Origin of the sequence: Shouchella sp. JSM 1781072 (assembly GCF_041949915.1) — a bacterium.
Classification (GTDB): domain Bacteria; phylum Bacillota; class Bacilli; order Bacillales; family Bacillaceae_D; genus Shouchella.
Genome location: NZ_JBHFQE010000003.1, coordinates 1 through 25,549, shown reverse-complemented (window position 1 = coordinate 25,549; position 25,549 = coordinate 1). Strand labels below are relative to the sequence as shown.

Annotated in this window: 29 protein-coding genes, 11 tRNA genes and 1 rRNA gene; 35 read left to right on the top strand and 6 right to left on the bottom strand. The window is 39.9% G+C overall.

What is annotated here, in order from left to right; genetic code table 11:
• Nucleotides 1–50: 50 nt before the first annotated feature.
• The 6 genes from ACE1TH_RS14035 (at nt 51) to ACE1TH_RS14010 (ending at nt 6,190) form a co-directional block, all read left to right on the top strand.
• Complete coding sequence (locus ACE1TH_RS14035) at nt 51–893, top strand: SDR family oxidoreductase (RefSeq protein WP_099303551.1); 843 nt, start codon at nt 51–53, stop codon at nt 891–893.
• Between the two features lie 124 nt (nt 894–1,017).
• On the top strand, nt 1,018–1,986 hold the full coding sequence (locus tag ACE1TH_RS14030) for a sugar phosphate isomerase/epimerase family protein (protein ID WP_375079302.1): 969 nt from the start codon (nt 1,018–1,020) through the stop codon (nt 1,984–1,986).
• A 13-nt stretch (nt 1,987–1,999) separates the two neighbouring features.
• Nucleotides 2,000–3,037: a Gfo/Idh/MocA family protein gene (locus ACE1TH_RS14025; RefSeq protein ID WP_375079301.1), complete on the top strand. Its 1,038-nt coding sequence runs from the start codon at nt 2,000–2,002 to the stop codon at nt 3,035–3,037.
• Between the two features lie 13 nt (nt 3,038–3,050).
• Nucleotides 3,051–3,791: a sugar phosphate isomerase/epimerase family protein gene (locus tag ACE1TH_RS14020; RefSeq protein WP_375079300.1), complete on the top strand. Its 741-nt coding sequence runs from the start codon at nt 3,051–3,053 to the stop codon at nt 3,789–3,791.
• Between the two features lie 98 nt (nt 3,792–3,889).
• Nucleotides 3,890–5,224: a dihydrolipoyl dehydrogenase family protein gene (locus tag ACE1TH_RS14015; RefSeq protein ID WP_375079299.1), complete on the top strand. Its 1,335-nt coding sequence runs from the start codon at nt 3,890–3,892 to the stop codon at nt 5,222–5,224.
• A gap of 27 nt (nt 5,225–5,251) precedes the next feature.
• Nucleotides 5,252–6,190 carry an MBL fold metallo-hydrolase gene (locus ACE1TH_RS14010; RefSeq protein ID WP_375079298.1) on the top strand — a complete coding sequence of 313 codons (939 nt, stop codon included), beginning with the start codon at nt 5,252–5,254 and terminating at the stop codon, nt 6,188–6,190.
• Here the strand turns inward: ACE1TH_RS14010 and ACE1TH_RS14005 are convergent, their stop codons facing one another.
• Nucleotides 6,191–6,823, bottom strand: coding sequence for a YesL family protein (locus tag ACE1TH_RS14005; RefSeq protein WP_099303539.1), 633 nt, complete (start codon nt 6,821–6,823; stop codon nt 6,191–6,193).
• Between the two features lie 101 nt (nt 6,824–6,924).
• Nucleotides 6,925–7,233: a hypothetical protein gene (locus tag ACE1TH_RS14000; protein WP_375079297.1), complete on the bottom strand. Its 309-nt coding sequence runs from the start codon at nt 7,231–7,233 to the stop codon at nt 6,925–6,927.
• Nucleotides 7,234–7,521: 288 nt separating this feature from the next.
• On the opposite strand from ACE1TH_RS14000, the gene ACE1TH_RS13995 reads away from it, so the two are divergent.
• The gene (locus ACE1TH_RS13995; protein ID WP_375079296.1) at nt 7,522–8,280 is read left to right on the top strand and encodes a M15 family metallopeptidase; all 759 of its coding nucleotides are present in this window, start codon (nt 7,522–7,524) and stop codon (nt 8,278–8,280) included.
• 142 nt (nt 8,281–8,422) lie between these two features.
• The gene (locus tag ACE1TH_RS13990) at nt 8,423–10,339 is read left to right on the top strand and encodes an LTA synthase family protein (protein ID WP_099303533.1); all 1,917 of its coding nucleotides are present in this window, start codon (nt 8,423–8,425) and stop codon (nt 10,337–10,339) included.
• 159 nt (nt 10,340–10,498) lie between these two features.
• On the opposite strand, the gene ACE1TH_RS13985 is transcribed toward ACE1TH_RS13990, so the two are convergent.
• Both ACE1TH_RS13985 and ACE1TH_RS13980 read right to left on the bottom strand, forming a co-directional pair.
• Entirely contained in the window at nt 10,499–11,098 is a 600-nt protein-coding gene (locus tag ACE1TH_RS13985) for a YitT family protein (RefSeq protein ID WP_375079295.1), read from the bottom strand.
• 106 nt (nt 11,099–11,204) lie between these two features.
• Nucleotides 11,205–11,957 carry a rhomboid family intramembrane serine protease gene (locus tag ACE1TH_RS13980; protein WP_255223853.1) on the bottom strand — a complete coding sequence of 251 codons (753 nt, stop codon included), beginning with the start codon at nt 11,955–11,957 and terminating at the stop codon, nt 11,205–11,207.
• 90 nt (nt 11,958–12,047) lie between these two features.
• On the opposite strand from ACE1TH_RS13980, the gene acpS reads away from it, so the two are divergent.
• The 13 genes from acpS (at nt 12,048) to ACE1TH_RS13915 (ending at nt 21,693) form a co-directional block, all read left to right on the top strand.
• On the top strand, nt 12,048–12,410 hold the full coding sequence (acpS, locus tag ACE1TH_RS13975; RefSeq protein WP_099303528.1) for a holo-ACP synthase: 363 nt from the start codon (nt 12,048–12,050) through the stop codon (nt 12,408–12,410).
• Nucleotides 12,411–12,525: 115 nt separating this feature from the next.
• Complete coding sequence (locus ACE1TH_RS13970) at nt 12,526–13,548, top strand: LolA family protein (RefSeq protein ID WP_099303526.1); 1,023 nt, start codon at nt 12,526–12,528, stop codon at nt 13,546–13,548.
• 346 nt (nt 13,549–13,894) lie between these two features.
• Nucleotides 13,895–14,101 (top strand): antitoxin, encoded by a 207-nt coding sequence (locus ACE1TH_RS13965; RefSeq protein WP_099303524.1) that lies wholly within the window; start codon nt 13,895–13,897, stop codon nt 14,099–14,101.
• A gap of 3 nt (nt 14,102–14,104) precedes the next feature.
• Nucleotides 14,105–14,455, top strand: a complete 351-nt coding sequence (locus ACE1TH_RS13960) for a type II toxin-antitoxin system PemK/MazF family toxin (RefSeq protein ID WP_099303522.1) — start codon at nt 14,105–14,107, stop codon at nt 14,453–14,455.
• 150 nt (nt 14,456–14,605) lie between these two features.
• Entirely contained in the window at nt 14,606–15,424 is an 819-nt protein-coding gene (locus ACE1TH_RS13955) for an STAS domain-containing protein (RefSeq protein WP_099303520.1), read from the top strand.
• 19 nt (nt 15,425–15,443) lie between these two features.
• Nucleotides 15,444–15,800: an STAS domain-containing protein gene (locus tag ACE1TH_RS13950; protein WP_035398810.1), complete on the top strand. Its 357-nt coding sequence runs from the start codon at nt 15,444–15,446 to the stop codon at nt 15,798–15,800.
• A 2-nt stretch (nt 15,801–15,802) separates the two neighbouring features.
• On the top strand, nt 15,803–16,219 hold the full coding sequence (locus tag ACE1TH_RS13945; protein WP_099303518.1) for an anti-sigma regulatory factor: 417 nt from the start codon (nt 15,803–15,805) through the stop codon (nt 16,217–16,219).
• Nucleotides 16,220–16,231: 12 nt separating this feature from the next.
• On the top strand, nt 16,232–17,248 hold the full coding sequence (locus ACE1TH_RS13940; protein ID WP_099303516.1) for a PP2C family protein-serine/threonine phosphatase: 1,017 nt from the start codon (nt 16,232–16,234) through the stop codon (nt 17,246–17,248).
• A 66-nt stretch (nt 17,249–17,314) separates the two neighbouring features.
• On the top strand, nt 17,315–17,641 hold the full coding sequence (locus tag ACE1TH_RS13935) for an STAS domain-containing protein (RefSeq protein ID WP_099303514.1): 327 nt from the start codon (nt 17,315–17,317) through the stop codon (nt 17,639–17,641).
• Nucleotides 17,638–18,117 (top strand): anti-sigma B factor RsbW, encoded by a 480-nt coding sequence (rsbW, locus tag ACE1TH_RS13930; protein WP_099303511.1) that lies wholly within the window; start codon nt 17,638–17,640, stop codon nt 18,115–18,117. The genes ACE1TH_RS13935 and rsbW overlap by 4 nt, the downstream gene beginning before the upstream one ends.
• Entirely contained in the window at nt 18,083–18,868 is a 786-nt protein-coding gene (sigB, locus tag ACE1TH_RS13925; protein ID WP_099303509.1) for an RNA polymerase sigma factor SigB, read from the top strand. Before rsbW ends, sigB begins: the two co-directional genes overlap by 35 nt.
• On the top strand, nt 18,868–19,464 hold the full coding sequence (locus ACE1TH_RS13920; RefSeq protein WP_099303507.1) for a PP2C family serine/threonine-protein phosphatase: 597 nt from the start codon (nt 18,868–18,870) through the stop codon (nt 19,462–19,464). Before sigB ends, ACE1TH_RS13920 begins: the two co-directional genes overlap by 1 nt.
• A 78-nt stretch (nt 19,465–19,542) precedes the next feature.
• Entirely contained in the window at nt 19,543–21,693 is a 2,151-nt protein-coding gene (locus ACE1TH_RS13915; protein ID WP_375079294.1) for a Tex family protein, read from the top strand.
• A 45-nt stretch (nt 21,694–21,738) separates the two neighbouring features.
• Here the strand turns inward: ACE1TH_RS13915 and cmpA are convergent, their stop codons facing one another.
• Nucleotides 21,739–21,876, bottom strand: a complete 138-nt coding sequence (gene cmpA / locus ACE1TH_RS13910) for a cortex morphogenetic protein CmpA (RefSeq protein WP_099303503.1) — start codon at nt 21,874–21,876, stop codon at nt 21,739–21,741.
• Between the two features lie 80 nt (nt 21,877–21,956).
• On the opposite strand from cmpA, the gene ACE1TH_RS13905 reads away from it, so the two are divergent.
• The 9 genes from ACE1TH_RS13905 (at nt 21,957) to ACE1TH_RS13865 (ending at nt 23,823) form a co-directional block, all read left to right on the top strand.
• Entirely contained in the window at nt 21,957–22,403 is a 447-nt protein-coding gene (locus ACE1TH_RS13905) for a SprT family protein (RefSeq protein WP_375079293.1), read from the top strand.
• Nucleotides 22,404–22,477: 74 nt separating this feature from the next.
• Nucleotides 22,478–22,552: transfer RNA gene (locus tag ACE1TH_RS13900), tRNA-Asn, on the top strand.
• Nucleotide 22,553: 1 nt separating this feature from the next.
• A tRNA-Ser gene (locus tag ACE1TH_RS13895) sits at nt 22,554–22,644 on the top strand.
• Nucleotides 22,645–22,656: 12 nt separating this feature from the next.
• Nucleotides 22,657–22,731: transfer RNA gene (locus tag ACE1TH_RS13890), tRNA-Glu, on the top strand.
• 183 nt (nt 22,732–22,914) lie between these two features.
• Nucleotides 22,915–22,990: transfer RNA gene (locus ACE1TH_RS13885), tRNA-Val, on the top strand.
• Between the two features lie 8 nt (nt 22,991–22,998).
• Nucleotides 22,999–23,075, top strand: a tRNA-Asp gene (locus ACE1TH_RS13880).
• Between the two features lie 19 nt (nt 23,076–23,094).
• Nucleotides 23,095–23,177 (top strand) — tRNA-Leu (locus tag ACE1TH_RS13875).
• A gap of 30 nt (nt 23,178–23,207) precedes the next feature.
• Nucleotides 23,208–23,292: transfer RNA gene (locus ACE1TH_RS13870), tRNA-Leu, on the top strand.
• A gap of 177 nt (nt 23,293–23,469) precedes the next feature.
• Entirely contained in the window at nt 23,470–23,823 is a 354-nt protein-coding gene (locus ACE1TH_RS13865; RefSeq protein WP_099303499.1) for a YuzC family spore coat inner layer protein, read from the top strand.
• A gap of 6 nt (nt 23,824–23,829) precedes the next feature.
• Here ACE1TH_RS13865 and ACE1TH_RS13860 read toward each other — a convergent pair whose 3' ends face one another.
• Nucleotides 23,830–24,696, bottom strand: a complete 867-nt coding sequence (locus ACE1TH_RS13860) for a polysaccharide deacetylase family protein (RefSeq protein WP_375079292.1) — start codon at nt 24,694–24,696, stop codon at nt 23,830–23,832.
• Between the two features lie 211 nt (nt 24,697–24,907).
• On the opposite strand from ACE1TH_RS13860, the gene ACE1TH_RS13855 reads away from it, so the two are divergent.
• The 5 genes from ACE1TH_RS13855 to ACE1TH_RS13835 all read left to right on the top strand — a co-directional run.
• Nucleotides 24,908–24,984: transfer RNA gene (locus tag ACE1TH_RS13855), tRNA-Arg, on the top strand.
• A 3-nt stretch (nt 24,985–24,987) separates the two neighbouring features.
• Nucleotides 24,988–25,061: transfer RNA gene (locus ACE1TH_RS13850), tRNA-Pro, on the top strand.
• 22 nt (nt 25,062–25,083) lie between these two features.
• Nucleotides 25,084–25,157: transfer RNA gene (locus ACE1TH_RS13845), tRNA-Gly, on the top strand.
• A gap of 22 nt (nt 25,158–25,179) precedes the next feature.
• A tRNA-Ile gene (locus ACE1TH_RS13840) sits at nt 25,180–25,256 on the top strand.
• Nucleotides 25,257–25,430: 174 nt separating this feature from the next.
• Nucleotides 25,431–25,549: ribosomal RNA gene (locus tag ACE1TH_RS13835) — 16S ribosomal RNA — on the top strand; the annotation flags it as partial.

The window sequence follows — 25,549 nt, the reverse complement described above, 5'->3', positions numbered from 1 at the left end:
GGTTTTGAATAACGAAAATGAAGGAATAAAAATAGCAAGGAGGCGCTAAGATGAAAATTGCAGCAGTAACAGGAGCCAACTCAGGCATGGGGCAAAGTATTTCACTTGTACTCGCAAACAGTGGAATGCACGTCATTCTTTTGTGTCGTAATGAGAAAAGAGGAAAAGAAGCACTTGCCAATATCGAAAAACAGAAACAGAACGGCAGTGTTGAACTGCAGCTTTGTGATCTTGGTTCATTGGAAAGCGTTAAACGAGCTGCCGAAGCGATTAAAGCAAAGCATAAAACCATTGATATTTTAATTAATAATGCCGGAGTCGTAACCCCTAAAAGGCAAGAAACAGAAGACGGTTTTGAAATGCAAATTGGGGTTAATCACTTAGGTCATTTTTTGCTGACAAATCTGCTGTTAGACGCTATAAAGCGTGCCGACGATGGAAGAATTATTGTCGTCTCTTCAGGAGCACATGAATGGGGTAACTTTTATGAAAAAGACCCTCATCTTCACGAGCACTACAATGTGTTAAAAGGCTACGGGCAGTCAAAATTGTGCAATTTGCTTTTTGCTCAAGCGTTATCAAAAAAATTAGCTGAAACGAATGTATCTGTTTTTGCGATGCACCCAGGCGCTGTGTCGACCAACCTTGGCGTAGATCGTGATTCGGGTTTTGGCGCGACCATCCACAAGCTACTACGTCCATTTTTCCAAACGCCGAGGGAAGGTGCGGATACGACTTTATACTTAGCACTGTCAGAGAAAGTAAAGGCAGACGCAGGGAAGTATTTTGTGAATCGGAAAGTAACGAAGACCGCTAAGCAAGCGCAAGATGTTCAACTGGCTCAGAAATGTTGGGAATGGAGCGAGAAACAAACAGGTCTTCAAACGTTATGAGAGCGGCTTAGGCTGTTTTCATAACTTTTTTTAAAAAAAGGGTTAAAATCTTAAAGCAAAAGCAGTACAATAAAGAGGAACTTTCATAACATAATATGAAATCGATCTCATAGGAGGAACTAAAATGAAACTTGGTGTCTTTACCGTTTTATTTTCGGAAAAACCTTTTGAAGAAATGCTCGATCATGTAAAGAGTCTCGGGTTAGAAACAGTAGAAATTGGAACTGGTGGCTATCCTGGGACGGCTCATTGTGATCCTGCCGAACTTTTAGCTGATGAAGCAAAAATGAAAGCGTTTAAAAAAGCGGTGGACGATCGTGGGTTGACCATTTCAAGTTTAAGCTGTCATGGAAACGCCATTTCTCCGGATGAAGCTTTTGCAAAAGCTTCACACGAGTCGTTTGTGGATACAGTAAAACTAGCAAAAAAATTAAATGTGTCTACTGTAACAACGTTTTCAGGCACCCCGGGCGCATATGAAGGCGACAAACAGCCAAATTGGCCTGTTGCAGCTTGGCCGAATGAATACAGTGATATTTTAAAATGGCAGTGGGAAGAAAAGCTGATTCCTTACTGGAAGGAAATGGCGGCGTTTGCAGAAAAACATGACGTAAAGATTGCTTTAGAACTTCACGGTGGTTTTCTCGTTCATTCGCCAGCAACGTTGTTGAAGTTACGTGAAGCGTGTGGTCCAGCAATCGGAGCGAATGTCGATCCAAGTCATTTATGGTGGCAAGGGATTGATCCAGTAGCAGCAATAAAGATTCTTGGAAAAAAAGATGCCATCCATTTCTTCCACGCGAAAGATACGTATTTAGATCAAGAAAATATGAATATGCACGGTGTGCTTGATATGCAGTCATATGCAAACCTCCAAGATCGTGCGTGGTATTTTAGATCAGTTGGATATGGGCACGACTTAAAAACGTGGGCTGATATGATTAGCGCTCTACGTCTAGTTGGCTATGACGGTGCCATTAGCATTGAACATGAAGATGGGCTTATGTCCATTGATGAAGGGTTTCAAAAAGCAGTAAGCAATTTACAACAAGTCTTAATGAAAGAGCCAGCTCCTGAGATGTGGTGGCTTTAAGGAGGAAAACAACATGAGTAAAGTAAAAGTGGCTGTAGTAGGCTGTGGGTCGATTGCGATTCATCGTCATGTTCCAGAGTACGCAGCAAATCCCAACGTTGAGCTCGTTGCTTTTTGTGATTTAAATCAAGAAGTTGCCCAGCAAATGGCAGATCGCTACGGGGTAACGAATGTGTATACATCACATAAAGATCTTTTAGCTGAAGTTGATGTTGATGCCGTGAGCGTCTGTACACAGAATGTTGATCATGCAAGTGTCTCTATTGATGCGGCAAATGCTGGTTGTCATGTCCTATGCGAAAAACCGATGGCTACTTCTCTGGAAGAAGCGAGAGCGATGATTGAAGCGGCTACGAACAATGGCGTAAAGCTCATGATTGGTCATAATCAACGATTAATGCCTCCGCATATAAAGGCAAAGGAAATTTTATCATCTGGAAAAATTGGCAAGCCGCTAACGTTTAAAACAACCTTTGGCCACGGTGGCGCTGATTCTTGGAGTATTCAAGGAAAAGATACGTGGTTCCTTAAAAAGGACAAAGCCTTTGTTGGAGCAATGGGCGATTTAGGTGTTCACAAGATTGATCTTATGCGCTGGTTATTAGATGAGGAAGTAGATGAGGTAGCAGCTTTCGTCAATACGCTTCATAAGCAAGCAGATGTGGATGATAATGCAACCACGCTTTTGAAAATGGAAAGTGGTGCGATTGGTACGATGGCTGCGAGCTGGACGTATTACAAAGGTGAAGATAATACAACCACTGTTTATGGAGAAAAAGGTGTGCTAGAAATTCACGATCATCCGGATGTACAGGTCGTTGTGAAATTAATAGACGGCAGTGTAGAACAATATTCGGTTGGAGCTATCGCAACAAATGAAGCTGGTGGTCAAGTAGCAAGTGGAGTTATTGATGAATTTATCTCATCTATTACCGAAGATCGTACCCCTTCTATCAGTGGAGAAGAAGGAATGAAATCACTCCAAGTAGTATTAGCAGCATTAAAGTCATCAGAATCAAAGTCGTTTGTTACTGTAAAATCAGTTAATTAAGGAGGACGATCCGATGAATGTAGGGCTTGCGTTGTATACGTTACGAGATGATATGGATAAAGATTTTAAAGGAACGTTACAAAAAGTAAAAGAAATCGGTTATACAGGTGTTGAATTTGCGGGATTTAGCAGTTATTCTTCTAAAGAAGTAAAAGCGATGCTGGATGAAATTGGTCTTGAACCATGGTCGAGTCATGTTCCGCTTGAAAAATTGCGGAATGAACTTCAAGATGTCATTACGTACCATAAAGAGTTAGGTGTGCATTATATCGTTTGCCCTTATCTAACTGAAGACGAACGAGGAACAAAAACCGATTACTTTAATCTAGCAGAAGAACTGGAAACGATCGGCAATGAAATCAGAGAAGCTGGAATGCTCTTGCTTTACCATAATCACGACTTCGAACTTGAATCATTTGATGAAGAATTGGCGTTAGACCTCTTGTTACGTAACACAAGGACATGTAATATGGCGCTGGAATGCGATACATTCTGGGTTGAATATGCAGGTCATAAAGCGACTGATTACTTAGCGAAGCATAAAGACCGTGTACCTGTTATTCACGTTAAAGATAAGAAAGACGGAGATATTCCTTTTGCTGAGGTAGGCGAAGGGACGTTAAATATTAAAGAAATTATTGAGGCGGCTAAAAGCGTGGGGACACACTATTTTATTGTGGAACAAGACGTTAGTGAGCGTACGCCACTTGAGAGTATTGCCATTAGCTATAAAAATATTAAGGCAATGGCATAGCAATAAAGGCGAGTGAGGGAATTCAAATCCTTACTCGTCTTTTTTGTTTTTATCAGAATAAAAACGGGAACTAGAGAGCTAGTAAAGGAGGATTTCACGTGAAATCATATGATGTCATTATTATAGGTAGCGGTCCTGCTGCAATGGCTGCAGCATTTCCATTGGCCGAAGCAAATAAAAAAGTTGCGGTTATTGAAGGGAAACGCTTTGGAGGGACGTGTCCAAATTTTGGATGTGACCCGAAAAAAATCCTCTATACGAGAAGTGAAGCGGTTTGGCAAGCGCAAAAGCTGACTGGTACAGGTGTAAGTGGTGAGATCGAATTTAATTGGGAAGATGCGATGCAAGAGAAAAATTGCTATACTGAATCGGTTTATTCAGATATTGAACAATCGATGAAGGATTCAGGCATTGACACGTATGTAGGCTATGCGACGTTTATAGGAGAAGAGACGATTCAAGTAAACGACCAGCACATGAAAGCCGATTATTTTATTATTGCGACAGGATTAACGCCGTCTGATTTGCCGTTTTCTGGTTCAGACCAATTGCTTACTCATGAAGACTTCTTACATTTATCGGCGTTACCAGCAACGATTGCATTCATTGGAGCTGGCTATATTTCGTTTGAATTTGCTCACCTTGCTGCAAGAGCAGGTGTTGACGTTCACATTATCGATGCTGGAGATCGACCTTTAAAAGCGTTTGATCAAGATCATGTGCACGAACTTGTCAAACAATCAGAGCAGCTAGGGATAACCTTTCATTGGAATGCGTCCATTCAGTCAGTTACTGCGAACGGCGATCAATACGTAATTAAAACAGAAGAAGAAACCGTAACCGTGAATAAAGTTGTCCATGGTGCTGGTAGAAAGCCAAATATCGCGAAATTGAATTTAGATCAAGCAGGGGTTGAAACAGGAGAGGGTGGCATCATTGTCGACAACACGCTTAGAAGTGTCTCGAATCCAAAGGTGTATGCAGCTGGGGATGTGTCGTCCACCCAATCATTACCGTTAACGCCACTTTCTGGACAAGAAGGCGGGCTCGTGGTAAAAAATATTCTGAATGACAAAAAACAAGAGCTCGATCAAGGTGCGATGCCATCAGTCGTATTTACGATTCCGAAACTAGCAAGAGTTGGATACACAAAAGAAGAATTAGACAAGCAGCAAGTGGCATACGATTTGCATGATGTTGAGATGACAGAGTGGTTAACATATACCATGATTAAAGAAGACAAAGCGTTAGGAAAGGTTTATATTGATCAGAAAACAAATCAAGTGCTCGGTGCAGAGTTTCTGACCGTTTATGCCGATCAATGGGTAAACTATTTCTCAACGGCCATTCAACTCGGTTTAAAAACAGATGCACTGTCTTCTGTTCATTTTACTTATCCGTCTGTTCTAGGTGATAGTAGTAACTTAATTTAACGTTAAAATGAGAAGGTGTCAGCGTACATGGGAAAACAAAAATATGAAAATCCAAACGGGGTCCGGAACACGCATCGGATGAAAGATTTTTTTCAATGGTACCGGGAACGAGTAAGTAAAAGTAAAGATTTGCAAACAACCATTCCAATCCAAACGAAGCCAGATTATCAGCTCTTTCATAATATGAACGTCGATAGCTTAACGTGGATTGGTCATGCCACATTTTTATTGCGTATGAACGGGGTTACCGTATTGACTGACCCTGTTTGGGCTAATTTTATGGGTACAACGAAGAGAGGTGTACCCATAACAATTCCTGTTCATTCGTTACCGCCAGTTGATTTTGTTGTCATTTCGCATGGACATTATGATCATCTAAATTTTCAAACGTTAAAAAAACTGCCAGGAGATCCTGTTTTTCTTGTGCCGAAAGGATTAAAATCGCTTTTTTTAACGAAACGATTTTTAAGCGACCGTGTGATAGAGCTCGAGTGGTGGGAACAATGGTCTAGTCAGTCCCTTTCGTTTACGTTTGTTCCCGCCCAACACTGGGTGAAAAGAGGTTTATTCGATACAAATACTTCGAAATGGGGAGGCTGGGTGATCGAAGCACCACCGAAACGGTCTGTTTATTTTGTAGGGGATAGTGGTTACTTTGATGGCTTTACGCAAGTAGGGCAAGAAAAGCCAGAAATCGATTATGCGATTTTTCCGATTGGAGCATACGAACCCGAATGGTTTATGGAACTTGACCATATGACGCCTGAACAAGCGGTTCAAGGCTTTCGAGATGTAGGTGCAAAGCACTTTGTGCCGATGCATTATGGAACCTTTCGATTAGCAGATGATACCGGACCTGAAGCCCTAGAACGTTTTGAGCAATCTTGGCGTGAGCAAGGGATGTTAGAAGAGCAAAAAAGTGTCCTCCCAATAGGGGGAACACTTCGATTGGATTCAAAAACATAATTAGGCTGCTTGGCTTTTTTGTCTTTCTTCATTGCGTACAAACCCTGTATGAGAAAACCACATGAGTAGGAAAACAGGAATGGAGACGCCGAAGAAAGGCAAGACGCCAGGAAATTGAAACATAAGAAAAACAGAGGCAACAAAGCTTGTCATCATACCAACGCTTAAAAACGGGCGAACCACTGTATGTAGCGCAGCATGTTTTAGTAGTTTAAAAACAGGTAACTCATAATGAACAAACGCGCTGAATGCATAAAAACAAGTTAATGCGTAAATGAGCGTTAAAATGAGCAGAGGAAACGTTAATAGCTGTACGAATGAATTTGTCGATTGGTAAATAAACAAAAGATCAATATAGAGAATAAACCCAATCAATGTTAATGAAAAGCCCATTATTTGAACTTTCCAATAATCTTTCTTGAAATAATGCAAGAAGGTTTTGAAAATAGGTAAATCGGTTTCTCCACGTATCCATTGTCTAGTCATTGCAAAAGTGGCTTGAGTAGCCGGAAATAATCCACCTACAATTAATCCGCCTACTGTAAAAGCGATCCAAAGCAAATTAATGGCTGCTAAGCGCATAATCCATTCTGTTATACGATAGACGCCACCCATAAGTCCGTTCATTTCCATCTGAATGATCACCTCTTTAAATGAAAGCGTTATCGTAATTGTACCATAAAAAAGAGCGTATCCGTTGCATTTTTCACAACGAACACGCTCTTTTTTTGTTGCTATTTTAAATCTTTGACCACATCTTTTGTTTCAATCGTTCCAAGATCATAGATGATCGTGTAGAGTTCTTGTAACTCATTGTCTGTTGTTTCTTTATCTTCATCAGCTTTTCCTTCTTGGAAGGGTCTTTGAAAGATTTCTTCTTGCCGGAAATCTTCTGACTTTATTTGTTCGATCAACGCGCTAATTTTGTCAACTTCTTCATTGTTCGCATAAATTTCATACTGAATTGTATTATCTGGAATCTTCGTATCGGAAATTTTCATCATAGACATATCAATGGTTACATAGTAGCGCTCACGGTTCATTATTTCTTCACCTCTCTATGAGTTAATGTATGTATCCGTTCCCCATTTTCTTTAAGCTTACACATCTAATTAGGTTTATGTCTTTTTTATAGGGGTATTTGAATAATTAAACAATTCCCTGAATCTGGTTGAATGACCATTGTTATCACCTTCATAAAGATGTTTCCTTATGCATATCCTAAATAGACTATAATGGTGGACAAGAGTAAAAAAGCAAAGAAGTTCTTTTCAACAGGTAAAAAAATAGGTACTATTAGACGGTAAGAAAAAAGAGCAAGGATGATCAGTATGAAAAAATATATAGTTCCTTCTATTATCGTTAGTCTTTTTATTGTCGGGTGTTCAACTGCAGATACGGAAGATGAAGAGAACCGCCAATATGAAGAAGAACCTGTCGATGAAGAAGGTATTGAGGAAGCCAATGATGTAATAGAATTCAATGATGTTATTACCGTTCAAGGTGAGCCCATTATACAGAATCCAGAGAACATTGAGGCGAACGTCAATTTAGTGAACCGTTTACCTGTTGATTATGAACCAAACGATTTAGTTGTACCAGATGTTCGCAGACCTTACGAAGGCATCCAAGAACGCTCTTACTTACGAGAAGAAGCGGCAGATGCATTAGAGCAATTATTTTATGAGGCCGAGCTAGAGGGCCATATTTTATATGCAAATTCTGGGTTTCGCTCATTTGAACGCCAGTACGAGTTATTTAAGAACCAACAAATTCAAAGCGGGATGGACCAAACGTTAGTTGCTCAACCTGGATTTAGTGAACATCAAACAGGCCTAGCAATGGATGTGTCATCTTCTAGCGTAAACTTTGGCTTAACGGAAGAATTTGGCCAAACAGAAGAAGGGCTATGGATTGAAGAACATGCCCATTTGTTTGGATTTATCATTCGCTATCCAGAAGGGAAAGAAGACATCACAGGCTACAGCTATGAGCCATGGCATTTAAGGTATGTTGGCACGATCGCAAATGATATGTATGAACAATCTGTGACGTACGAGGAATTTATTGAAAATGTAAAGAAAATGTAAAACCAGTGTGAAAGTTCATTATGTCAGTGGAACGGTATTCAAGGGAACCAATTTTTGATAAACTTTATCTTTGTAGAACCCACGAGATAAACAAATAGATAAAAATAGGGTCACACTCGTGTTATGAGAGGAGACTAGCGATATGACCAAAATTAAAGCTGGCTTTAGGCGGTTAAAGTTCTTTTGGCTTGCCGTCGCGTTATTGTCACTTACGACGTATATTCTCTATAAAGTGTCGTTTACGATTCCAGCAGAGAATATGATGCAAGAATTTTTACTGTTCATAAATCCAATTAGTTCATCCATACTGCTTTTAGCAATTGCGTTATTATTTAAGAATCGTGCTCGGAACGTTATGATTATCGTTCTATCCTTTATTGGATCGTTTATTTTGTACGGGAATTTATTGTTCTATCGATTCTATTCAGACTTCTTGACCATCCCTGTCTTGTTTCAAACGAACAATATGCAAGACTTGTCGTCAAGTGTCATTGAGTTAATGACGATTTGGGATGTATTCATTTTCTCAAACGTATTGATTTTAGCCTTTTTAGTATTTAAACAAAAAGTACCAGTAGTTGGTCGTTTAAAGAGGGAGCCAATTCTTTTGTTTTCGCTATCCATTTTGCTTTTCTTAGGAAACTTGGCTTTAGCGCAAACAGAACGTCCGCAGCTTTTGACCCGTTCATTTGACAGGGATATGTTAGTGAAAAATATTGGCGTGTTTAATTTTCATTTGTATGATGTCTTTTTGCAATCACAGTCAAGAGCGCAGCGTGTGTTAGCTGACAGCTCAGACATTGTTGAAGTACAAAACTATGTACAAGCAAATCATAAAGAGCCAGATCCAGAAATGTTTGGCGTTGCAGAAGGAAAAAATGTTTTTATGATTTCATTAGAATCGATTCAGTCGTTTGTCATTGACAATGATCTGGATGGCGAAGTGATTACACCGTTTTTAAATGAATTAAAAGAGAACAGTTATTACTTCGAGAATTTCTATCATCAAACCGAACAAGGGAAAACGTCTGATTCAGAATTTATTGTAGCGAATTCCATGTTTGGGCGTAGTAGTGGTGCGGTATTCTTTACACACGCACAAAACGAATACAACGCGACACCACAAATTCTTGGTGAAAATGGGTATTACACATCAGTTATGCACGCCAACAATCGTTCTTTCTGGAACCGAGATGTGGTTTATGAGACCCTCGGTTACGATAAGTTTTACGATGTTGAGTATTATGATGTGACAGAAGAAAACTCAGTTGGGTGGGGCTTAAAAGATAAAGAGTTTTTTGAGCAGTCAATTGATCACTTGCAAGAACAACCAGAGCCTTTCTACACCACGTTCATAACCCTTACCAATCATTTTCCTTTTGAATTAGAAGAAGAAGATAAAATGATTTCAGAAGGTGAGTTCAGTAGTGGAACGCTAAACCGATTCTTCCCAACTGTTCGTTATATGGATTATGCAGTTGAACAGTTCTTTGAAGAAATTAAAGAAGCTGGGATGTACGAAGACTCAATCTTTATTCTGTATGGAGATCATTACGGCATCTCGACCAATCATAATGGGTCAATGGCGGACTACTTAGACAAAGAAGAAATTACACCTTATGATACGGTACAGCTTCAACGTGTTCCGATGTTTATTCACATCCCGGGTCATGAAGGGGAAGTCATTGATACCGTTAGTGGACAAATTGATATTCAACCGACGTTAATGCATTTACTCGGTATGAGTACGAAAGAAGATATTCAATTTGGTTCCGATTTATTTGCTCCAGAACGTGATTCTTTTGCTGTTCTACGTAATGGTTCGTTTATAACGGACGACGTGGTTTGGACCAATAATACATGCTTTAACAAAGAAACAGGTGAACCATTTGAAGAGGAAGAAGATGCAAATGCATGCGGCGAGTATGCGCAACGTGCCGCTTCTGATTTAGAGTATTCCGATAAGCTTATTTACGGTGACTTGCTTCGTTTCTTTGAACCAAACAACGAAAACCTTATGAATGAAGATGAAGATAACAACGATCGTGAAGAAGAATAAAAAAAGCCGTCGCAATTGCGACGGCTTTTTTGTACAATGTGGTTGAAAAGAGGTGTAGGGAATGAAGAAAAGTAACCGATTTTGGTTCATTTTAATTGCGAGTATTGCCGTCGTGTACGGTGCCTTGTACTGGATTTTTTCAGGAGATTTATACATGCCCTAAACACTTAAAGGTGGTCTTGGATGAGCATTCACGCCACCGACTGCTGTAATAACAGTTGTGGCAAAGCCAGTTGCAATAACAGCAATGGTAGAAAGGATAATTTCATCAAAGGTAATAACTGGGATACCTGCTACAACGGCAGCTAAATCAAAACCAACAATAAGGACACCGACATTCCAAGTCGTTTTTGCTGAAATCATTTGAGCGAGAAGATCGAAACCGCCTGTACTAATATCGAGTAAAAACATGATACCGGCACCGACCCCTAACATTAAGCCGCCAATAACCGCACTTGCTAATGGACCAAGTATAGGGGTTTCTGGAATGAAAGCAGCAAAAAAGTCAATCATTATAGAGGATACAATAACACCGGCTAGAGAATTAAAAAAGAACGGTCGATAGTAAATCCATGCGAAGATATAAATAGGGATGCTAACAACGATAATCGTCATCCCAACAGGTACATTCCATAAATAGTGTGCAATTAAGCCGACACCTATAATGCCTCCATCTAACAAATGATAAGAAACGAAGAAGAAGTTAATCCCGACACTAATAAGTAGACAGCCTAAAAATAAAATTAGTACGTAGCGCAATCCTTTTCCCACTTTATCACCCTCACACAACAATTAGCTAAGCTTGGTTATACATATGCGGACAACTCTTTAACTATGCTGACATGCTTTATGAGGGAGGAAAGCTTTACTGTGGAATGGATTGTAAAAAGACAAATCCCAAAAATAAAAGAACAGCAACGACGATCAACGCAATTTTAATCTTTTTGTTTCGTTCTCGATTTTTCCAACGGTCTGGATTAAACGACACTTCGTCTTCGTCAATATAAGCTTTGCGTGTCCGTGTTCGATAGACGAATGGGGTTGTGGCGCCAATTAAAAACAGTGGAGCAAGTAAGCCGCCTGAAACGAGACCGAAGATATGACCAGTAATACTAATGCCTGGATTGATGAACGTCATAATGACACCTATAATCACAAGAGGAACGATGATTTGCGATGTTTGTCTGCTAATGAGATCATTACGGTATAAATAAATGTACAAATAAACACCAAATAAACCATAGATAGAACCTGACGCACCAAGGTGTAGGTAAAAAGGATCTTGAAGGAAGAATGTGACGATATTAGCAAGTACACCTGGTAACAAGTATAGGAGAACAAATTTCCACTTTTTAATCATCGACTCAACAGCAGGGCCGAAAATCAAAAGTGCGCCCATGTTAAAGGCAAGGTGAAACAGATCGCTATGGAGAAAAATTGGTGTTACCAGCCTCCAATACTCCCCATAAGAAATTGCTAAGTTAAAGCCGATCCCAGCTTCACGAATAACGGGAAAAAGAGTCATTAACACAAAGATCACGACGTTTAGCGCAATAATAGTGGAGACGATAGGGTAATTTCTTATATAAGAAGAAAACGTCTCATTTCGAAAAAACATAAGCAAGCTCCTTTTACATAAAGTGATCATTTATTCTATTCGTATTATAACAGTTCCATACCGCGAGACATACTAAGAAAGGGTGAGGAGATGATTGCTGGAACCGGTATTGATATCATTGAAATTGACCGCATCAAAAAAGTGCTCTTGCGCAAGCCAGAACGATTTATTGCGCGGGTTCTAACAACAAAAGAGTTTTCTCGTATTGCGTCAGCTGAACATTCGCGGCAAGTAGAGTACATTGCTGGACGTTTTGCCGCAAAAGAAGCTTATGCGAAAGCAACAGGAACTGGAATTGGTGCCCACCTTTCTTTTCAAGACATTGAAATTCTAGCTGACCAGATGGGAAAGCCAGAAATTTGGATTAAAGGAGAAAAAAATTTTTTAAGTCATTTATCCATTACACACTCAAAGGAATACGCATTTGCGCAGGTAATTATTGAGCAACCCTGAAAACTTGTCACGACTTGTCTGCATATTGCTTGGACCCCGCTCATATAGTTTACAGCAACAGGGGTATTGGATTTTGTCCAATCGCCGAATGTGAGCTGAAGGGGTGAAGAGTAAGATGAAAAAAAAGGTGTGGCTTTCGCTAGTCGCTGCTTTATTAGTCGTGATTTTAGTAGGGTGTGGCGAGAAATCGCAAGAAGACGTGTTAAATGATGTAGAAAAGGCACTTGAAGAAACAACAAGCTACAAGTCAAAAGCAACGATGCAGTTAGCTACAGGTCAAGAACCGCAAACGTATGACGTTGACGTTATGCAAAAAGATCAAACGTATTATAAAGTGGATTTAAAGAATACATCAAACGACCAGAGCCAAATCATTTTAAAGAATGACGAAGGGGTCTTTGTTCTTACACCTGCATTGAATAAAGTCTTTCGTTTCCAAAGTGACTGGCCAAAAACAAGCAGCCAAGCTTATCTCTATGAGTCTTTACTGAAAGATATTAGCTTAGGTGCTGATATGGAATTTACTCAAGATGATGACTTTTATACGTTTACAACAGCGACGATGTACCAAAACAAAAATTTAAATAGCCAAGAAATCCGTTTACACAAAAAAGATTTAAAACCAGCTTCTGTTAAAATTATGGATGCAGACGAAAATGTGCTAGTCGATCTTACGTTTACAGAGTTTGAAAAGAATCCTGAAGTCGCGGCAGAGGAATTTGAAACAGAAAAGGTTATGACAGGAGCGCAAATGTCTGAACCGACAATGGCGGATCCTGAAGAGGAATTAAATGAAGAATTTCGTATTTATTACCCTGAGTTTGTTCCGGATGGTGTGAATGATCAGCCACAAGAAGATCAAGTGGAAACAGGGGACCGTACGACGTATGTGCAGCAATACTCAGGTGATAAGTCATTCACACTTATTCAAGAACAAGCACAAGCGGTTCCAGCATCTGCACCGCAAAATTTAGTGTCAGCTGAAATTGTTGATTTAGGCTTTGCCGTGGGTATCCAGATGAATGATACGATTATGTGGTCGCACAATGGCTCTGACTTCTCCTTGTTATCGCAAGACATGGAAACAGAAGAATTAATTGAAGTCGCGCGTTCAGTTGTGGCAGTAGGGGAAAAATAACAGTGTAATGGTCTATCGTTCGTTTGAAAATGAAACCGGTCATGGTGAACCCGTGCCCGGTTCTTCTTATTAAGAGTGGGCGTTGCAACATATAAAGAATTGAGAACCACGTTTATGACAGTTAAACCAAAAGAACACAACTAAATAAAATCGAAGTTGCATAGATTAACAAGAGTAGGTAAAACTAGGATTCGAGACAACGTTTGTGCCAAATAACTTAATCAATTCGGGCAAAATTATTTTTTAAAAAGAGGCTTTGCAATGTTAGGTGTAGAATGCTATGATGAAACATGTAGAACATGTATATATGAACGGACTAATTCGGCGTCTAGGCCATACACACTGAATGAATGAGGTGGACACTGTGCTTGAACAAGAAAAATGGAATGATCCAAGACTAAAAGACCGTGCTGAACTGAAGGCTGAAATTCGCGAATCGATGCAACAAGGCTATATGGAAATGGCAAAAATTAACCTAACGATTGCATCAGAAGCCTTTCTTGCTGAGGAGGAAGCTAATCATACGCTGACACGTCTTGTTAGCGGGGTGTAGCCTTTGATAGTGAAACGCGGAGATGTCTATTTTGCTGATCTATCTCCAGTTGTAGGATCAGAACAAGGTGGGGTACGACCAGTGCTCATCATTCAAAATAACATTGGAAATCGGTTTAGTCCTACTGTTATTGTTGCAGCGATTACGGCTCAAATTCAAAAAGCAAAATTACCTACACATGTAGAAATAAACGCTAGCAAGTATGGATTTGATCGAGATTCTGTTATTTTACTTGAGCAGCTACGAACAATCGACAAACAAAGACTGACAGACAAGATTACTCATCTCGATGAAAAGATGATGCATTCAGTTGACAAAGCATTGACAATCAGTTTAGGATTGATTGACTTTTAACCCCTTGGCGTTGATTAGGGGTTTTTTTGTGTCCAAATGGCGACTAACAAAAATTAGTATCGTGTTCAAACACATAATCCTTTGCAACGAACCGAAACTCGTGGAATAATAGGGGGAAGGATGTTCTTAGTGGGAGGAGGAGACAAATCAATGCAGTCCTATATTGTCTCGTACTTGAAAAAGAATAGGGATAAGCTACTAGACGAGTGGGGTAAGAAGCTAACGGAACTTCGATCTGAAAACTACCTACAATCATTAACAGATCAATCATTCGAAAAAACAAACCAAGAGTTTTTGGATTTAATGCTTGAAACCGCAGACGAACGAAGTGAAAAACTCAATAAAAAAATAAATGATTATGTGCACCGCTATATTCAAAATGGAGGTACCCTTCATTTCCTATCACATTCCATTCATCTTTTGCGTAAATCGTGTCAGCAGCTTGTGCTGGATTCAGATTTTGAAAAGAAGGAAGCGTTGGAATTTCTTATAGAGTTAGACGAGTGGATTGATAAACGAATGAACCGGATTGTTAAAGACTATTCGGAGGCTTGGGAAGAAACCATTGAACTGCAGAAGTTGTCTCTATTAGAGCTATCTGCGCCACTAATCCCTGTTTTTGAAGGGATTACCGTCATGCCGTTAATTGGCAGCATCGATACAGCACGGGCCAGATTAATAATGGAGAATTTATTAGAAGGTGTCATTGAAAATCGCTCTAAAGTCGTATTAATTGATATTACAGGTGTCCCGGTTGTGGATACAATGGTTGCTCATCATATTATTGAAGCATCTGAAGCTGTACGACTTGTAGGGACTAAGTGTATACTAGTAGGAATTAGACCTGAAATTGCACAAACGATTGTTAATTTAGGCATAGATTTAACAAAATTTCCAACGAAAAGTACTTTACGAAAGGGCGTTGTCACAGCCCTTGAAATCACAGGAAAACAATTAACGGATATGTAATTGGAAGGAGAAATGGAATATGAGAATTCCAATTCTGAAATTAAATCAGTATTTGTTAATCAGCATACAAACCGAGCTTGACGACCAAACGGCTCTTCAATTCCAAGAAGATTTGTTAGGGAAAATTCATGAAGAAGGTTCCAATGGGGTTGTTATTGATTTAACAAGTGTTGATATGATTGACTCTTTTATTGCAAAAGTTTTAGGTGATGTCGTTGATATGTCGAGTTTAATGGGGGCGAGAGTTGTATTGACTGGCATTCGACCAGCCGTTGCTATTACGCTAATCGACATGGGCATAAAATTAGAGGGTGTATCAACTGCTCTAGACCTTGAACAAGGACTCGCAAGTTTGCAACAGGAATTGGAGGGTTAATTATGGATAATCTCCAATCCGCTGTTGAAGTGAATAATGAGTGGGGGATCGTTGCGGCTAGACAAGCAGGTCGTGATCTATCTCGTCAAATTGGTTTTGGGAATGTCGATCAAGCGCGCATCACAACAGCCATCTCAGAACTTGCACGGAATATTTATTTGTATGCAAACCGAGGAGAAATTCGTCTGGAGGTTGTAGAAGATACGAATAACCCTAGAGCTCGCAGAGGTATTCGGGTTATAGCAAAAGACGAAGGACCAGGGATTCAAAATATAAGACAAGTTATGGTCGATGGGTTTACAACATCTAGTGGGTTAGGTGCTGGTTTACCTGGTGTAAAACGATTGATGGATGAATTCACCATCGATTCTGAAGTAGGAGTGGGAACAACAATTACCGCAACGAAATGGACAAGGTAAGGAGGGGCGTGAATGTCATTGACCGACCATAAATTACAACTCTCCTATAAGCGAATTTTAAAAGATTTCCTCGAGAATCAATCAGAGGAAAGTCTTTATGAGGCGCAAAAGATCAGCAAATTTCTTCTGGAGCAACAAATCTCTCCAGAAGAGTTTGTGAGCATTCATTTTAAGTTACTAACTGAATTGTTACCCGCCGTCGATAAAAAGGTAAAGGATTCGTTTGATTTATTACTTGAGGTTATGATGGGTTATGGCTTAGCGTATCAAGAGCACCAAATATTAAGAAATCGACAGCAAGAATTAGAATCGGAAATCGATGTTGCTGCAAACATGCAGCAAACGTTGATGCCGCAAGAGAAGCCAAATGCCAACTTTCTTGATGTCGGCGTTGTTTCGGTTCCTGCTAAAAAAATGAGCGGGGACTATTATCATTATGTACATGATGATAATAGAGGACTCGGAATGGCGATTGCGGACATTATTGGAAAAGGTGTTCCAGCTGCTTTATGTATGTCGATGATCAAATATGCGATGGATAGCTTGCCGTCTGAACAACAATTACAACCGTCTGTTTTATTAGAAAATTTAAATCGTGTCGTCGAGCAAAATGTTGACGATAGTATGTTTATTACGATGATGTATGGTTACTATAATAGAACAACTTCTGATTTTCACTACTCTGGAGCTGGTCATGAACCAGGCTTTTTTTACAGTGACGATAAAGATTGTTTTGAAGAGCTACGAGCCAAAGGGCTTGTATTAGGTGTATCGCGGAAAACAACGTACCGTGAATACATACGTCATTTAAATATAGGTGACTTTGTTGTTCTTTTATCAGATGGTGTAACGGAATGCAGAGTTGGTGACGACTTTATAGAGAGAGATGAAATTACAAATCTGATACGCAAATATATGCATTTATCAGCTCAGGAGATGGTTGATCATGTATATAATGAGTTAATGAAGTTACAAGATTTCACGTTGAGGGATGACTTTACATTAATTATTTTGCGAAGAAAGGTTTAAAGTAAATCATTACGTGGTAAGAGAGTACAATGGAACTGAAATGGTCTTTTAGGAGGAGTAACAAGTATGAACCTTTCAATAAAGTCTGAACAAGTGGAGTCCACTTATCATATACACCTTTCGGGAGAAATTGATGCCTATACGGCACCTCAATTAAGAGAATCATTACTTCCTTTAGCTGAAAAAGAAAATCAACAAATTAACATTCATTTTGATGAAGTAGAATATATAGATAGTACAGGTTTAGGTGTATTTGTTGGTGTTTTAAAAGCAACAGATGCAACAAACAGTGAATTAACGTTATTAGGAATGTCTAGTCGAATCAAACGATTATTCTCAATTACTGGTCTTGATGAAGTCATTTCGATTAAAGAGAAGGAGGGACAAGGGTGATGGAACAAAATGATCGGATCCATCTAGAACTCCCTGCAAAGCCGGAATTTGTTAGTATTGCACGTCTAACAGTTTCAGGTATAGCGAATCGTTTAGGTTTTTCATATGACGACATTGAAGATTTGAAAATTGCGGTAGCTGAAGCGTGTACGAATGTAGTTGAGCACGCATACTCAGAAGACGGATTTATTTCATTAGCTTGTTATATCTTTGAAGATCGAATTCAAATCGTTGTTGCGGACCAAGGAAAAAGTTTTGACATAGCGGAAGTGGAAAGCCGTCTTGGCCCAGTTGACGCCAAGAAGCCTGTTGGAGATTTAAAGGAAGGAGGGCTTGGCTTATTCCTCATTAGTACGTTAATGGATAAAGTAGAAATTAATGAAGACAACGGCGTGATGCTCGTTATGACAAAGTACCTTTACGAGAGTGGGGTGAAGGAAAGTGTCGACGGAATCTCTTCCTTACAATCAGAATAAGGATGAAATTTATCAGTGGATAGAGGAATATCAACGCACAAAAAATGAAGAGGTTCAAGTCCGCCTTGTGAAACATTTTGAGGCACTCGTCCGTTCTTTATCTCGAAAATTTTCAAAGGGAAGAGAATACGATGAAGATCTCTTTCAAGTTGGAATGGTAGGATTACTTGCGGCTTTAAACCGCTATAACGAAGAATACGGAAGAAGTTTCGAATCTTTTGCCGTGCCCACTATTGTAGGGGAAATCAAGCGTTTTATCCGTGATAAAACGTGGAGTGTCCATGTTCCACGAAGAATTAAAGAACTTGGCCCTAAGATAAAGAAAGCTGCTGATGCGCTAACGATTGAGCTTCAGCGTTCTCCTTATGTTCATGAGATTGCCCAATACCTCGAAGTTGGCGAAGAAGAAGTACTCGAAACAATGGAGATGAGCAAGAGTTACCAAGCTCTTTCTGTAAATCGTTCGCTAGAAGCAGATCAAGAAGGTGGAGAAGTTACGCTCCTTGATCTAGTAGGGAATGATGATGATGGTTATGAACAAGCCGATCAAAAAATGTTGCTAGAAAAAGCATTCCAGGTTTTAAATGAACGTGAAAAAGAAATTTTGCAATGCACGTATTATGAGAATCTTAGCCAAAAAGAAACGGGAGAAAAATTAGGAATTTCACAAATGCACGTATCCCGTTTGCAACGTCGCGCGTTACAAAAACTTCGCGATTCCATTCGAATAGAGCCAACGGAGATTTTCTAATGGTCACATATTATAAAGATCATCATATTGATGTGGCAACCGTACAAAAAACAAAGCCCGGAAATACTGTTTGTGGCGATGGCCATATTGTCATACAGACAGATGGCTATACCATCTGTGCTGTGGTTGATGGTCTTGGGAGCGGAAAGGGCGCTCACCTTTCAGCGGAGAAGGCGATTCGTGCCATTCAAGATCACCAAGGCGAAGAAGCACAACAGATTCTCGAGCATTGCAATCAGTATCTTACGAATGAAAGAGGCGCGGTGATTACGCTACTTAGAATTGACTACGAAGCCTCAACTTTAACGTATTCAAATTTTGGCAACATTGGGTTTATCCTGTATCAACCGGATGGAACGGTTGTTCAACCATTACCAAAAAGAGGATACTTGTGTGGACGCGTACAAAAGTTAAGTAGTGAACAGTTTAGTTATAAACCAGGTTCAAGGTTTGTTATGTACTCTGATGGAATTGAGCAAGTACCTAAACTGCATGAGTACAAAGTGCCTTCCTGTTCAGTTAGTGATAATTTATTGCACGGTGATTTTTACAGTAACAAAGATGATGCTACACTTATGGTAGGTAATTTAAAATAAGCAGGGATTGCATAAATCAGCTGCTTATTTTTTTATGTTATGATAAATGATGCAAGTGGAAAAAAGGAGGAGAGCACGATGGAACAATGGATTAATCAAACCGTTAAAAAAACAAATTTATCAGTGAAGCAAGTTCAAAATGTCGTCTCCTTGTTGCAAGAAGGGAATACTGTTCCTTTTATTGCGCGCTATCGTAAGGAACAAACAGGTGCGTTAGACGAAGTTCAAATTAAATTAATTGCTGATACATACGACTATGAAAAAAATCTCTCGGAACGAAAAGATGAAGTCATTCGATTAATTGCAGAGCAAGATAAATTAACAACGGAATTAGAAAAGAAAATAGCAAATGCAACACAGCTTCAACAAGTAGAGGATTTATATCGTCCGTATCGTCAAAAAAGACGGACGAAGGCGACGATTGCAAAAGAGAAAGGCTTAGAACCATTAGCCACGACAATTTTGACATACCCAAGCTCGTTTCAAATCGAAAAAGAAGCGCAAACTTATATAGATGTAGAACAAGAGCTGAATACGGTTGAGGATGTCCTTGCAGGCGTAAATGATATTATTGCCGAAATCGTTGCTGAAGACCCAAAAGTAAGAGAGGCATTAAGAGGCGCAGCAATGAAAGAGGGCCTTATTACAGCTGAATTGAAGAAGGGTGCTGAAGACGAGAAAGGTGTGTTTAGCCATTACTATGAGTATCAAGAGTCCGTCAAAACGATAGTGCCACATCGAACGTTAGCGTTAAATCGTGGTGAAAAAGAAAACGTGCTTAAAGTGGGCTTAACTTTTCCAAAAGAAGCGTTTATCGGAAAAGTGGAACGTTTGTTTATCCAAAAACACGGCTCTCCAGTTGTTCCGTTAATTGAAACGGCAATAACAGATGCTTACACAAGATTAATTGAACCTTCTATTGAAAGGGAAGTTCGAAATCGATTAACTGAAGTAGCGGAAGAGCAAGCCATTTCAATTTTTGCAGAGAATTTAAAGCAATTATTGCTGCAACCCCCAATGAAAGAGCAAGTCATACTTGGAATCGATCCCGCTTTTCGGACAGGTTGCAAATGGGCGGTTATTGATGACACAGGCAAACCCCTAGATATTGGCGTTATCTATCCGACGGCGCCGCATCATAAAGAAAAAGAAGCAGCAGAGGTCGTTCGAAACCTAATTACAAAATATCAGGTCAAAATGGTTGCAATTGGAAATGGTACAGCCTCAAGGGAAACGGAACAATTTGTCGCTAGTGTATTGAAGGATGTAAAAGAGAGCGTTTTTTATGTCATCGTAAATGAAGCCGGGGCAAGCGTCTACTCCGCTTCCGAATTAGCGCGTAATGAGTTTCCAAACCTGCAAGTGGAGCAAAGGAGTGCAATTTCAATAGCACGGAGGCTTCAGGATCCGCTAGCAGAGTTAGTGAAAATTGACCCAAAATCTGTTGGAGTTGGTCAATATCAACACGACGTGACGCAAAAGAAGTTAAATGAATCTCTTCGATTTATTGTAGAAACGGTGGTAAACCGGGTCGGTGTCAATGTGAATACAGCTTCGGCTGCGTTACTGTCTTATGTATCAGGATTAAATAAAACGCAAGCAACAAATATCGCAAATTACCGTAATGAGAATGGGGCATTTGTGAGTCGAGTGGAATTAAAGAAAGTTCCTAGGTTAGGAAAAAAATCGTTAGAGCAAGCAGTTGGGTTTTTACGCATTGCTGGTGGGAAAAATCCGCTCGATGCAACAGCGATCCACCCTGAAAGTTATTCAGAAGCAAAAACAATTTTAGAGACACTTAAAGCAACCGTTCATGAGATTGGAAGCAATGATTTAAAAGAAAAAGTGGGCGGAGTACAAAAAAAGGAATTACAACAAGCGCTGGATATTGGACAACATACGCTTGAAGATTTATTAGATGCGTTTATCCGTCCGAATCGAGATCCGAGAGACGAAGTAACGGCGCCCCAGCTAAAGCAAGATGTTTTAAAAATGGAAGATCTAGAAAAAGGAATGGAACTACAGGGGACTGTCCGAAATATCGTCGATTTTGGTGCTTTTATCGATATCGGGGTTAAACAAGATGGACTTGTTCACATCTCTAAATTAGCCAATCGTTTCGTGAAACATCCGTTAGATGTTGTATCCATAGGAGAAATTGTGACAGTGTGGGTTGAGACCATCGATTATGAGAAAGAACGAATTGGACTTACGATGAAGCAACCATAAAATGAATGGGGAGAGCATGACGGCTCTCCTTTTTTGTGGTACCATTTAAATGGTTTTTTTATTCGTGAAGCGGCTTTGCGCCGTCGATCTATAATAAAACCAGCACTGATTAAGTACTTTAATTTGGTGACGATTTTTTTCATTATATGCTTTTTTTAACTGATTTTGAAGCCAAGTTGGCAAAACGAAATCGCTCCTTTCGCTTTTCGAATAGTATATGCCTGCGGGTTTGTCAGTGTTGATGATTATTTTTAGGAGGCGTTATGACAAACGAAGAATTACAGCGATTAACTGAAGAATTGTCTCAATCCTATTTTGGTCTTCCTTTTAAACATAAGGCGATGTTTAATGGGCGATTACGCACAACAGGAGGACGCTATTTACTCTCAAGCCACCATATTGAATTAAACGAAAAACACTATTTGAAGTATGGAAAAGAAGAGCTTATCGGCATTATCAAGCACGAACTATGCCATTATCACCTACATTTGTTAGGCAAGGGCTATCGCCACGGCGACAAAAATTTTAAACAGCTGCTAAAAAAAGTTGGTGCGCCGCGATTTTGTCGTTCGGTGAAAGAAGAGAAAGCCCAATCTTTTTTAGTGTATCAATGTATGTCGTGTACACAGAAATATTATAGAAAAAGAAAAGTAAATCAATCTAAATATGTATGTGGAGTATGTAAAGGAAAACTTGAATTTTTATCGTAAAAAAGTCTTGCACTTAATTAGTGGCTTATGATATATTATAGAAGTCGCTAAGGAGACAAGCAATTTTTACATATTCCACAGTAGCTCAGTGGTAGAGCTATCGGCTGTTAACCGATCGGTCGCAGGTTCGAATCCTGCCTGTGGAGCCATGGAGAAGTACCCAAGTGGCTGAAGGGGCGCCCCTGCTAAGGGTGTAGGTCGTGTAAGCGGCGCGAGGGTTCAAATCCCTCCTTCTCCGCCATTTTTTATAAATGGCCCGTTGGTCAAGCGGTTAAGACACCGCCCTTTCACGGCGGTAACACGGGTTCGAATCCCGTACGGGTCACCAAACGATTGTTTTAGTAAATTACATTAGATAAACTTGAAGGTTATCTAAAGTCGAAAATTGACAAAGAGAATTGAGTAGATTGAAGACAAGAAATGCTTGAAGGAGAGAGTGTACAATTGTACATGACTGACTGAGAGGCATGAATTGGACAAAAAAATACGAAGGTTATCTAAAGTCATATTTGGAGGATTAGCTCAGCTGGGAGAGCACCTGCCTTACAAGCAGGGGGTCGGCGGTTCGATCCCGTCATCCTCCACCATTTATAATGGTCCGGTAGTTCAGTTGGTTAGAATGCCTGCCTGTCACGCAGGAGGTCGCGGGTTCGAGTCCCGTCCGGACCGCCATTATATTATTTTGTTTTTCGCGGGTGTGGCGGAATTGGCAGACGCGCTAGACTTAGGATCTAGTGTCTTTATGACGTGGGGGTTCAAGTCCCTTCACCCGCACTTTTAAAAAGTGCTTTTTTTATTCAACGAGCGGTTGTGGCGGAATGGCAGACGCGCTAGGTTGAGGGCCTAGTGGGAGTTAAATCCCGTGGAAGTTCGAGTCTTCTCAACCGCATAATAGTTAAAGTTACGAGTACCAAGACAATTTGTCCTGGTACTTTTTTTGTATTATAGTTCTGAGGATAAAGGTTGTATACGATTAAGTAAGTTTTAACATACAAAGATAGGGAATACGGGCTCAACGGTACACACCTTCGCATAGAGTATGATAAATGAAAAGGAGTGATAAAAATTGAGCAATCCTTATTACCATCGTGGCTACATGTACCATATGCCAATGAGAACATTACCGGCCATTGATACGACTACGTTATCTCAGTCGGTTCATCAGTTTGAATACTTATTAAAACAAAGCCAATTATTAATGTCGAGACTTGAAGATAAGCAATTTTCTTATCAATTAATGGATGCTGCTCAGAAAAGCAATCAACCTCTTGTTGATCAATTGATTAAATCCATTCCTGGTTTGACCGTAGTGACGAATATACAATACTCCCCCACAGGAGTTGTGTTTCAAATGCAGTCCCCTGGTATGAATGAAGGGGAGAGTTGTTGTTCCTTGTCCGTTGTTTTAAAGTGGGGGTGAGATGTTTTACTTTAACGGGTGGTCGCTAAGGCTAACAAAAGAATAGCCTTGGTCGAGTAATTGAGGAATGGCTTCTTTTAGTCCCTCGGCGGTTCCGCTATTCGGCTGATTCATATGTAGCAAAGCAATTGAGCCTGGTTCAGCCTGATTAACGAGTGCGTCAGTCACTTGATTTGACGTGTAAGTAGCACCTGCATCACCTAATACGGAATAGTTAACTGGTGTTATGTTTAAATCATAGAGCATGCGAACACTAATATCGTCAAAATAAGCTGTGCCAGGACGGAACATAGTCGGCTCCTTGCCAGTCTTTTCAGTAATGAGCTGATGATTGTTCATGACTTCTTGATAAGCTTCTTCTATAGAATGTGTTCCCTCGATACCCCAAGCTACCTCCCCATTAACGGAAAGAGGTCTATGTTCTGTACCGTGATTCTCAATTTGAAACAATGGATCGTTTGCTAACTTTAGAAATTGATCGGAGTTATGATTAATCCAGCGTGCATTAATAAATAAGGTTGCAGGAATGCTATGATCAATTAAATAATTGATTAATTCCTCATCATATTGACTACCGTGTTCACCTCCACAAGCATCAAGTGTTAAGGCGATGACCTTTTCAGATGTATCTAGTTTTGTTTTGACCCCTGGAATAAATTCTCCCCATGCAGTAGGTGCTTGATCGTGATAAGAATCTAGAACAAGTTGATTTCTATCTAGACTATGTAAAAAAGAAGGAGTGACTGTACTCCTTTCGATAATTGTTGGGGATTTAACCGAGAGAGAAGTCACTTGAGTGTTGTCTATGTCGGAAGTGCAACTTGCGAATAGTAAAGAAGATATTGTGAGTGTAATTAATTTAATATCATTCATAGGTTAATCCTTTCATTCTGGTATATGGTTATTTTAATTGCTTCATGGCGTATAGACAACTCCGAAACGGGTCTATAATAAGGGTTAGAGGTAATGATTAAATCAGGGGGAAGATTCTGTCTTTAATTTTCTTTTAAAAAACTATTGTCGGGTTCAAGTATTTATGATATATTTCTATTTGTCGTCAGCGAGACGGTAAAGCAAACAATAAGCGCCCGTAGCTCAATTGGATAGAGTACTTGACTACGAATCAAGCGGTTAGAGGTTCGACTCCTCTCGGGCGCGCCATTACGGGAAGTAGCTCAGCTTGGTAGAGCACTTGGTTTGGGACCAAGGGGTCGCAGGTTCAAATCCTGTCTTCCCGACTTTTTTCTTTAAAATATATATGCGGGTGTAGTTTAGTGGTAAAACCTCAGCCTTCCAAGCTGATGATGTGAGTTCGATTCTCATCACCCGCTCCATAATATAGTAACATAAGTTTATGGGCCTGTAGCTCAGCTGGTTAGAGCGCACGCCTGATAAACGTGAGGTCGGTGGTTCGAGTCCACTCAGGCCCACCATGAAAAAAGTTATTGACAATTTTCCTTTCAGTTATTATGATAGAAAAGTTGCTAAAACAAAACGAGTTCTTTGAAAACTGAACAAAAGCCAAGCGTAAAAGAGATACAAGGTATCTCGTCAATGAAGTTAGACACAGCTTTTAAAAAATGTGCAAATGAGCAAGTCAAACACTTTTAACGGAGAGTTTGATCCTGGCTCAGGACGAACGCTGGCGGCGTGCCTAATACATGCAAGTCGAGCGGACAGAAGGGAGCTTGCTCCCGGAAGTTAGCGGCGGACGGGTGAGTAACAC

What these genes read in the sequence shown, in the direction of transcription:
- ACE1TH_RS14035 (WP_099303551.1), top strand. Translation starts at nt 51, where the DNA reads ATGAAAATTGCAGCAGTAACAGGAGCCAACTCAGGCATGGGGCAAAGT.
- ACE1TH_RS14030 (WP_375079302.1), top strand. Translation starts at nt 1,018, where the DNA reads ATGAAACTTGGTGTCTTTACCGTTTTATTTTCGGAAAAACCTTTTGAA.
- ACE1TH_RS14025 (WP_375079301.1), top strand. Translation starts at nt 2,000, where the DNA reads ATGAGTAAAGTAAAAGTGGCTGTAGTAGGCTGTGGGTCGATTGCGATT.
- ACE1TH_RS14020 (WP_375079300.1), top strand. Translation starts at nt 3,051, where the DNA reads ATGAATGTAGGGCTTGCGTTGTATACGTTACGAGATGATATGGATAAA.
- ACE1TH_RS14010 (WP_375079298.1), top strand. Translation starts at nt 5,252, where the DNA reads ATGGGAAAACAAAAATATGAAAATCCAAACGGGGTCCGGAACACGCAT.
- ACE1TH_RS14005 (WP_099303539.1), bottom strand. Translation starts at nt 6,823, where the DNA reads ATGGAAATGAACGGACTTATGGGTGGCGTCTATCGTATAACAGAATGG.
- ACE1TH_RS14000 (WP_375079297.1), bottom strand. Translation starts at nt 7,233, where the DNA reads ATGAACCGTGAGCGCTACTATGTAACCATTGATATGTCTATGATGAAA.
- ACE1TH_RS13995 (WP_375079296.1), top strand. Translation starts at nt 7,522, where the DNA reads ATGAAAAAATATATAGTTCCTTCTATTATCGTTAGTCTTTTTATTGTC.
- ACE1TH_RS13990 (WP_099303533.1), top strand. Translation starts at nt 8,423, where the DNA reads ATGACCAAAATTAAAGCTGGCTTTAGGCGGTTAAAGTTCTTTTGGCTT.
- ACE1TH_RS13980 (WP_255223853.1), bottom strand. Translation starts at nt 11,957, where the DNA reads ATGTTTTTTCGAAATGAGACGTTTTCTTCTTATATAAGAAATTACCCT.
- acpS (WP_099303528.1), top strand. Translation starts at nt 12,048, where the DNA reads ATGATTGCTGGAACCGGTATTGATATCATTGAAATTGACCGCATCAAA.
- ACE1TH_RS13970 (WP_099303526.1), top strand. Translation starts at nt 12,526, where the DNA reads ATGAAAAAAAAGGTGTGGCTTTCGCTAGTCGCTGCTTTATTAGTCGTG.
- ACE1TH_RS13965 (WP_099303524.1), top strand. Translation starts at nt 13,895, where the DNA reads ATGAATGAGGTGGACACTGTGCTTGAACAAGAAAAATGGAATGATCCA.
- ACE1TH_RS13955 (WP_099303520.1), top strand. Translation starts at nt 14,606, where the DNA reads ATGCAGTCCTATATTGTCTCGTACTTGAAAAAGAATAGGGATAAGCTA.
- ACE1TH_RS13950 (WP_035398810.1), top strand. Translation starts at nt 15,444, where the DNA reads ATGAGAATTCCAATTCTGAAATTAAATCAGTATTTGTTAATCAGCATA.
- ACE1TH_RS13945 (WP_099303518.1), top strand. Translation starts at nt 15,803, where the DNA reads ATGGATAATCTCCAATCCGCTGTTGAAGTGAATAATGAGTGGGGGATC.
- ACE1TH_RS13940 (WP_099303516.1), top strand. Translation starts at nt 16,232, where the DNA reads ATGTCATTGACCGACCATAAATTACAACTCTCCTATAAGCGAATTTTA.
- ACE1TH_RS13935 (WP_099303514.1), top strand. Translation starts at nt 17,315, where the DNA reads ATGAACCTTTCAATAAAGTCTGAACAAGTGGAGTCCACTTATCATATA.
- ACE1TH_RS13920 (WP_099303507.1), top strand. Translation starts at nt 18,868, where the DNA reads ATGGTCACATATTATAAAGATCATCATATTGATGTGGCAACCGTACAA.
- ACE1TH_RS13915 (WP_375079294.1), top strand. Translation starts at nt 19,543, where the DNA reads ATGGAACAATGGATTAATCAAACCGTTAAAAAAACAAATTTATCAGTG.
- ACE1TH_RS13905 (WP_375079293.1), top strand. Translation starts at nt 21,957, where the DNA reads ATGACAAACGAAGAATTACAGCGATTAACTGAAGAATTGTCTCAATCC.
- ACE1TH_RS13860 (WP_375079292.1), bottom strand. Translation starts at nt 24,696, where the DNA reads ATGAATGATATTAAATTAATTACACTCACAATATCTTCTTTACTATTC.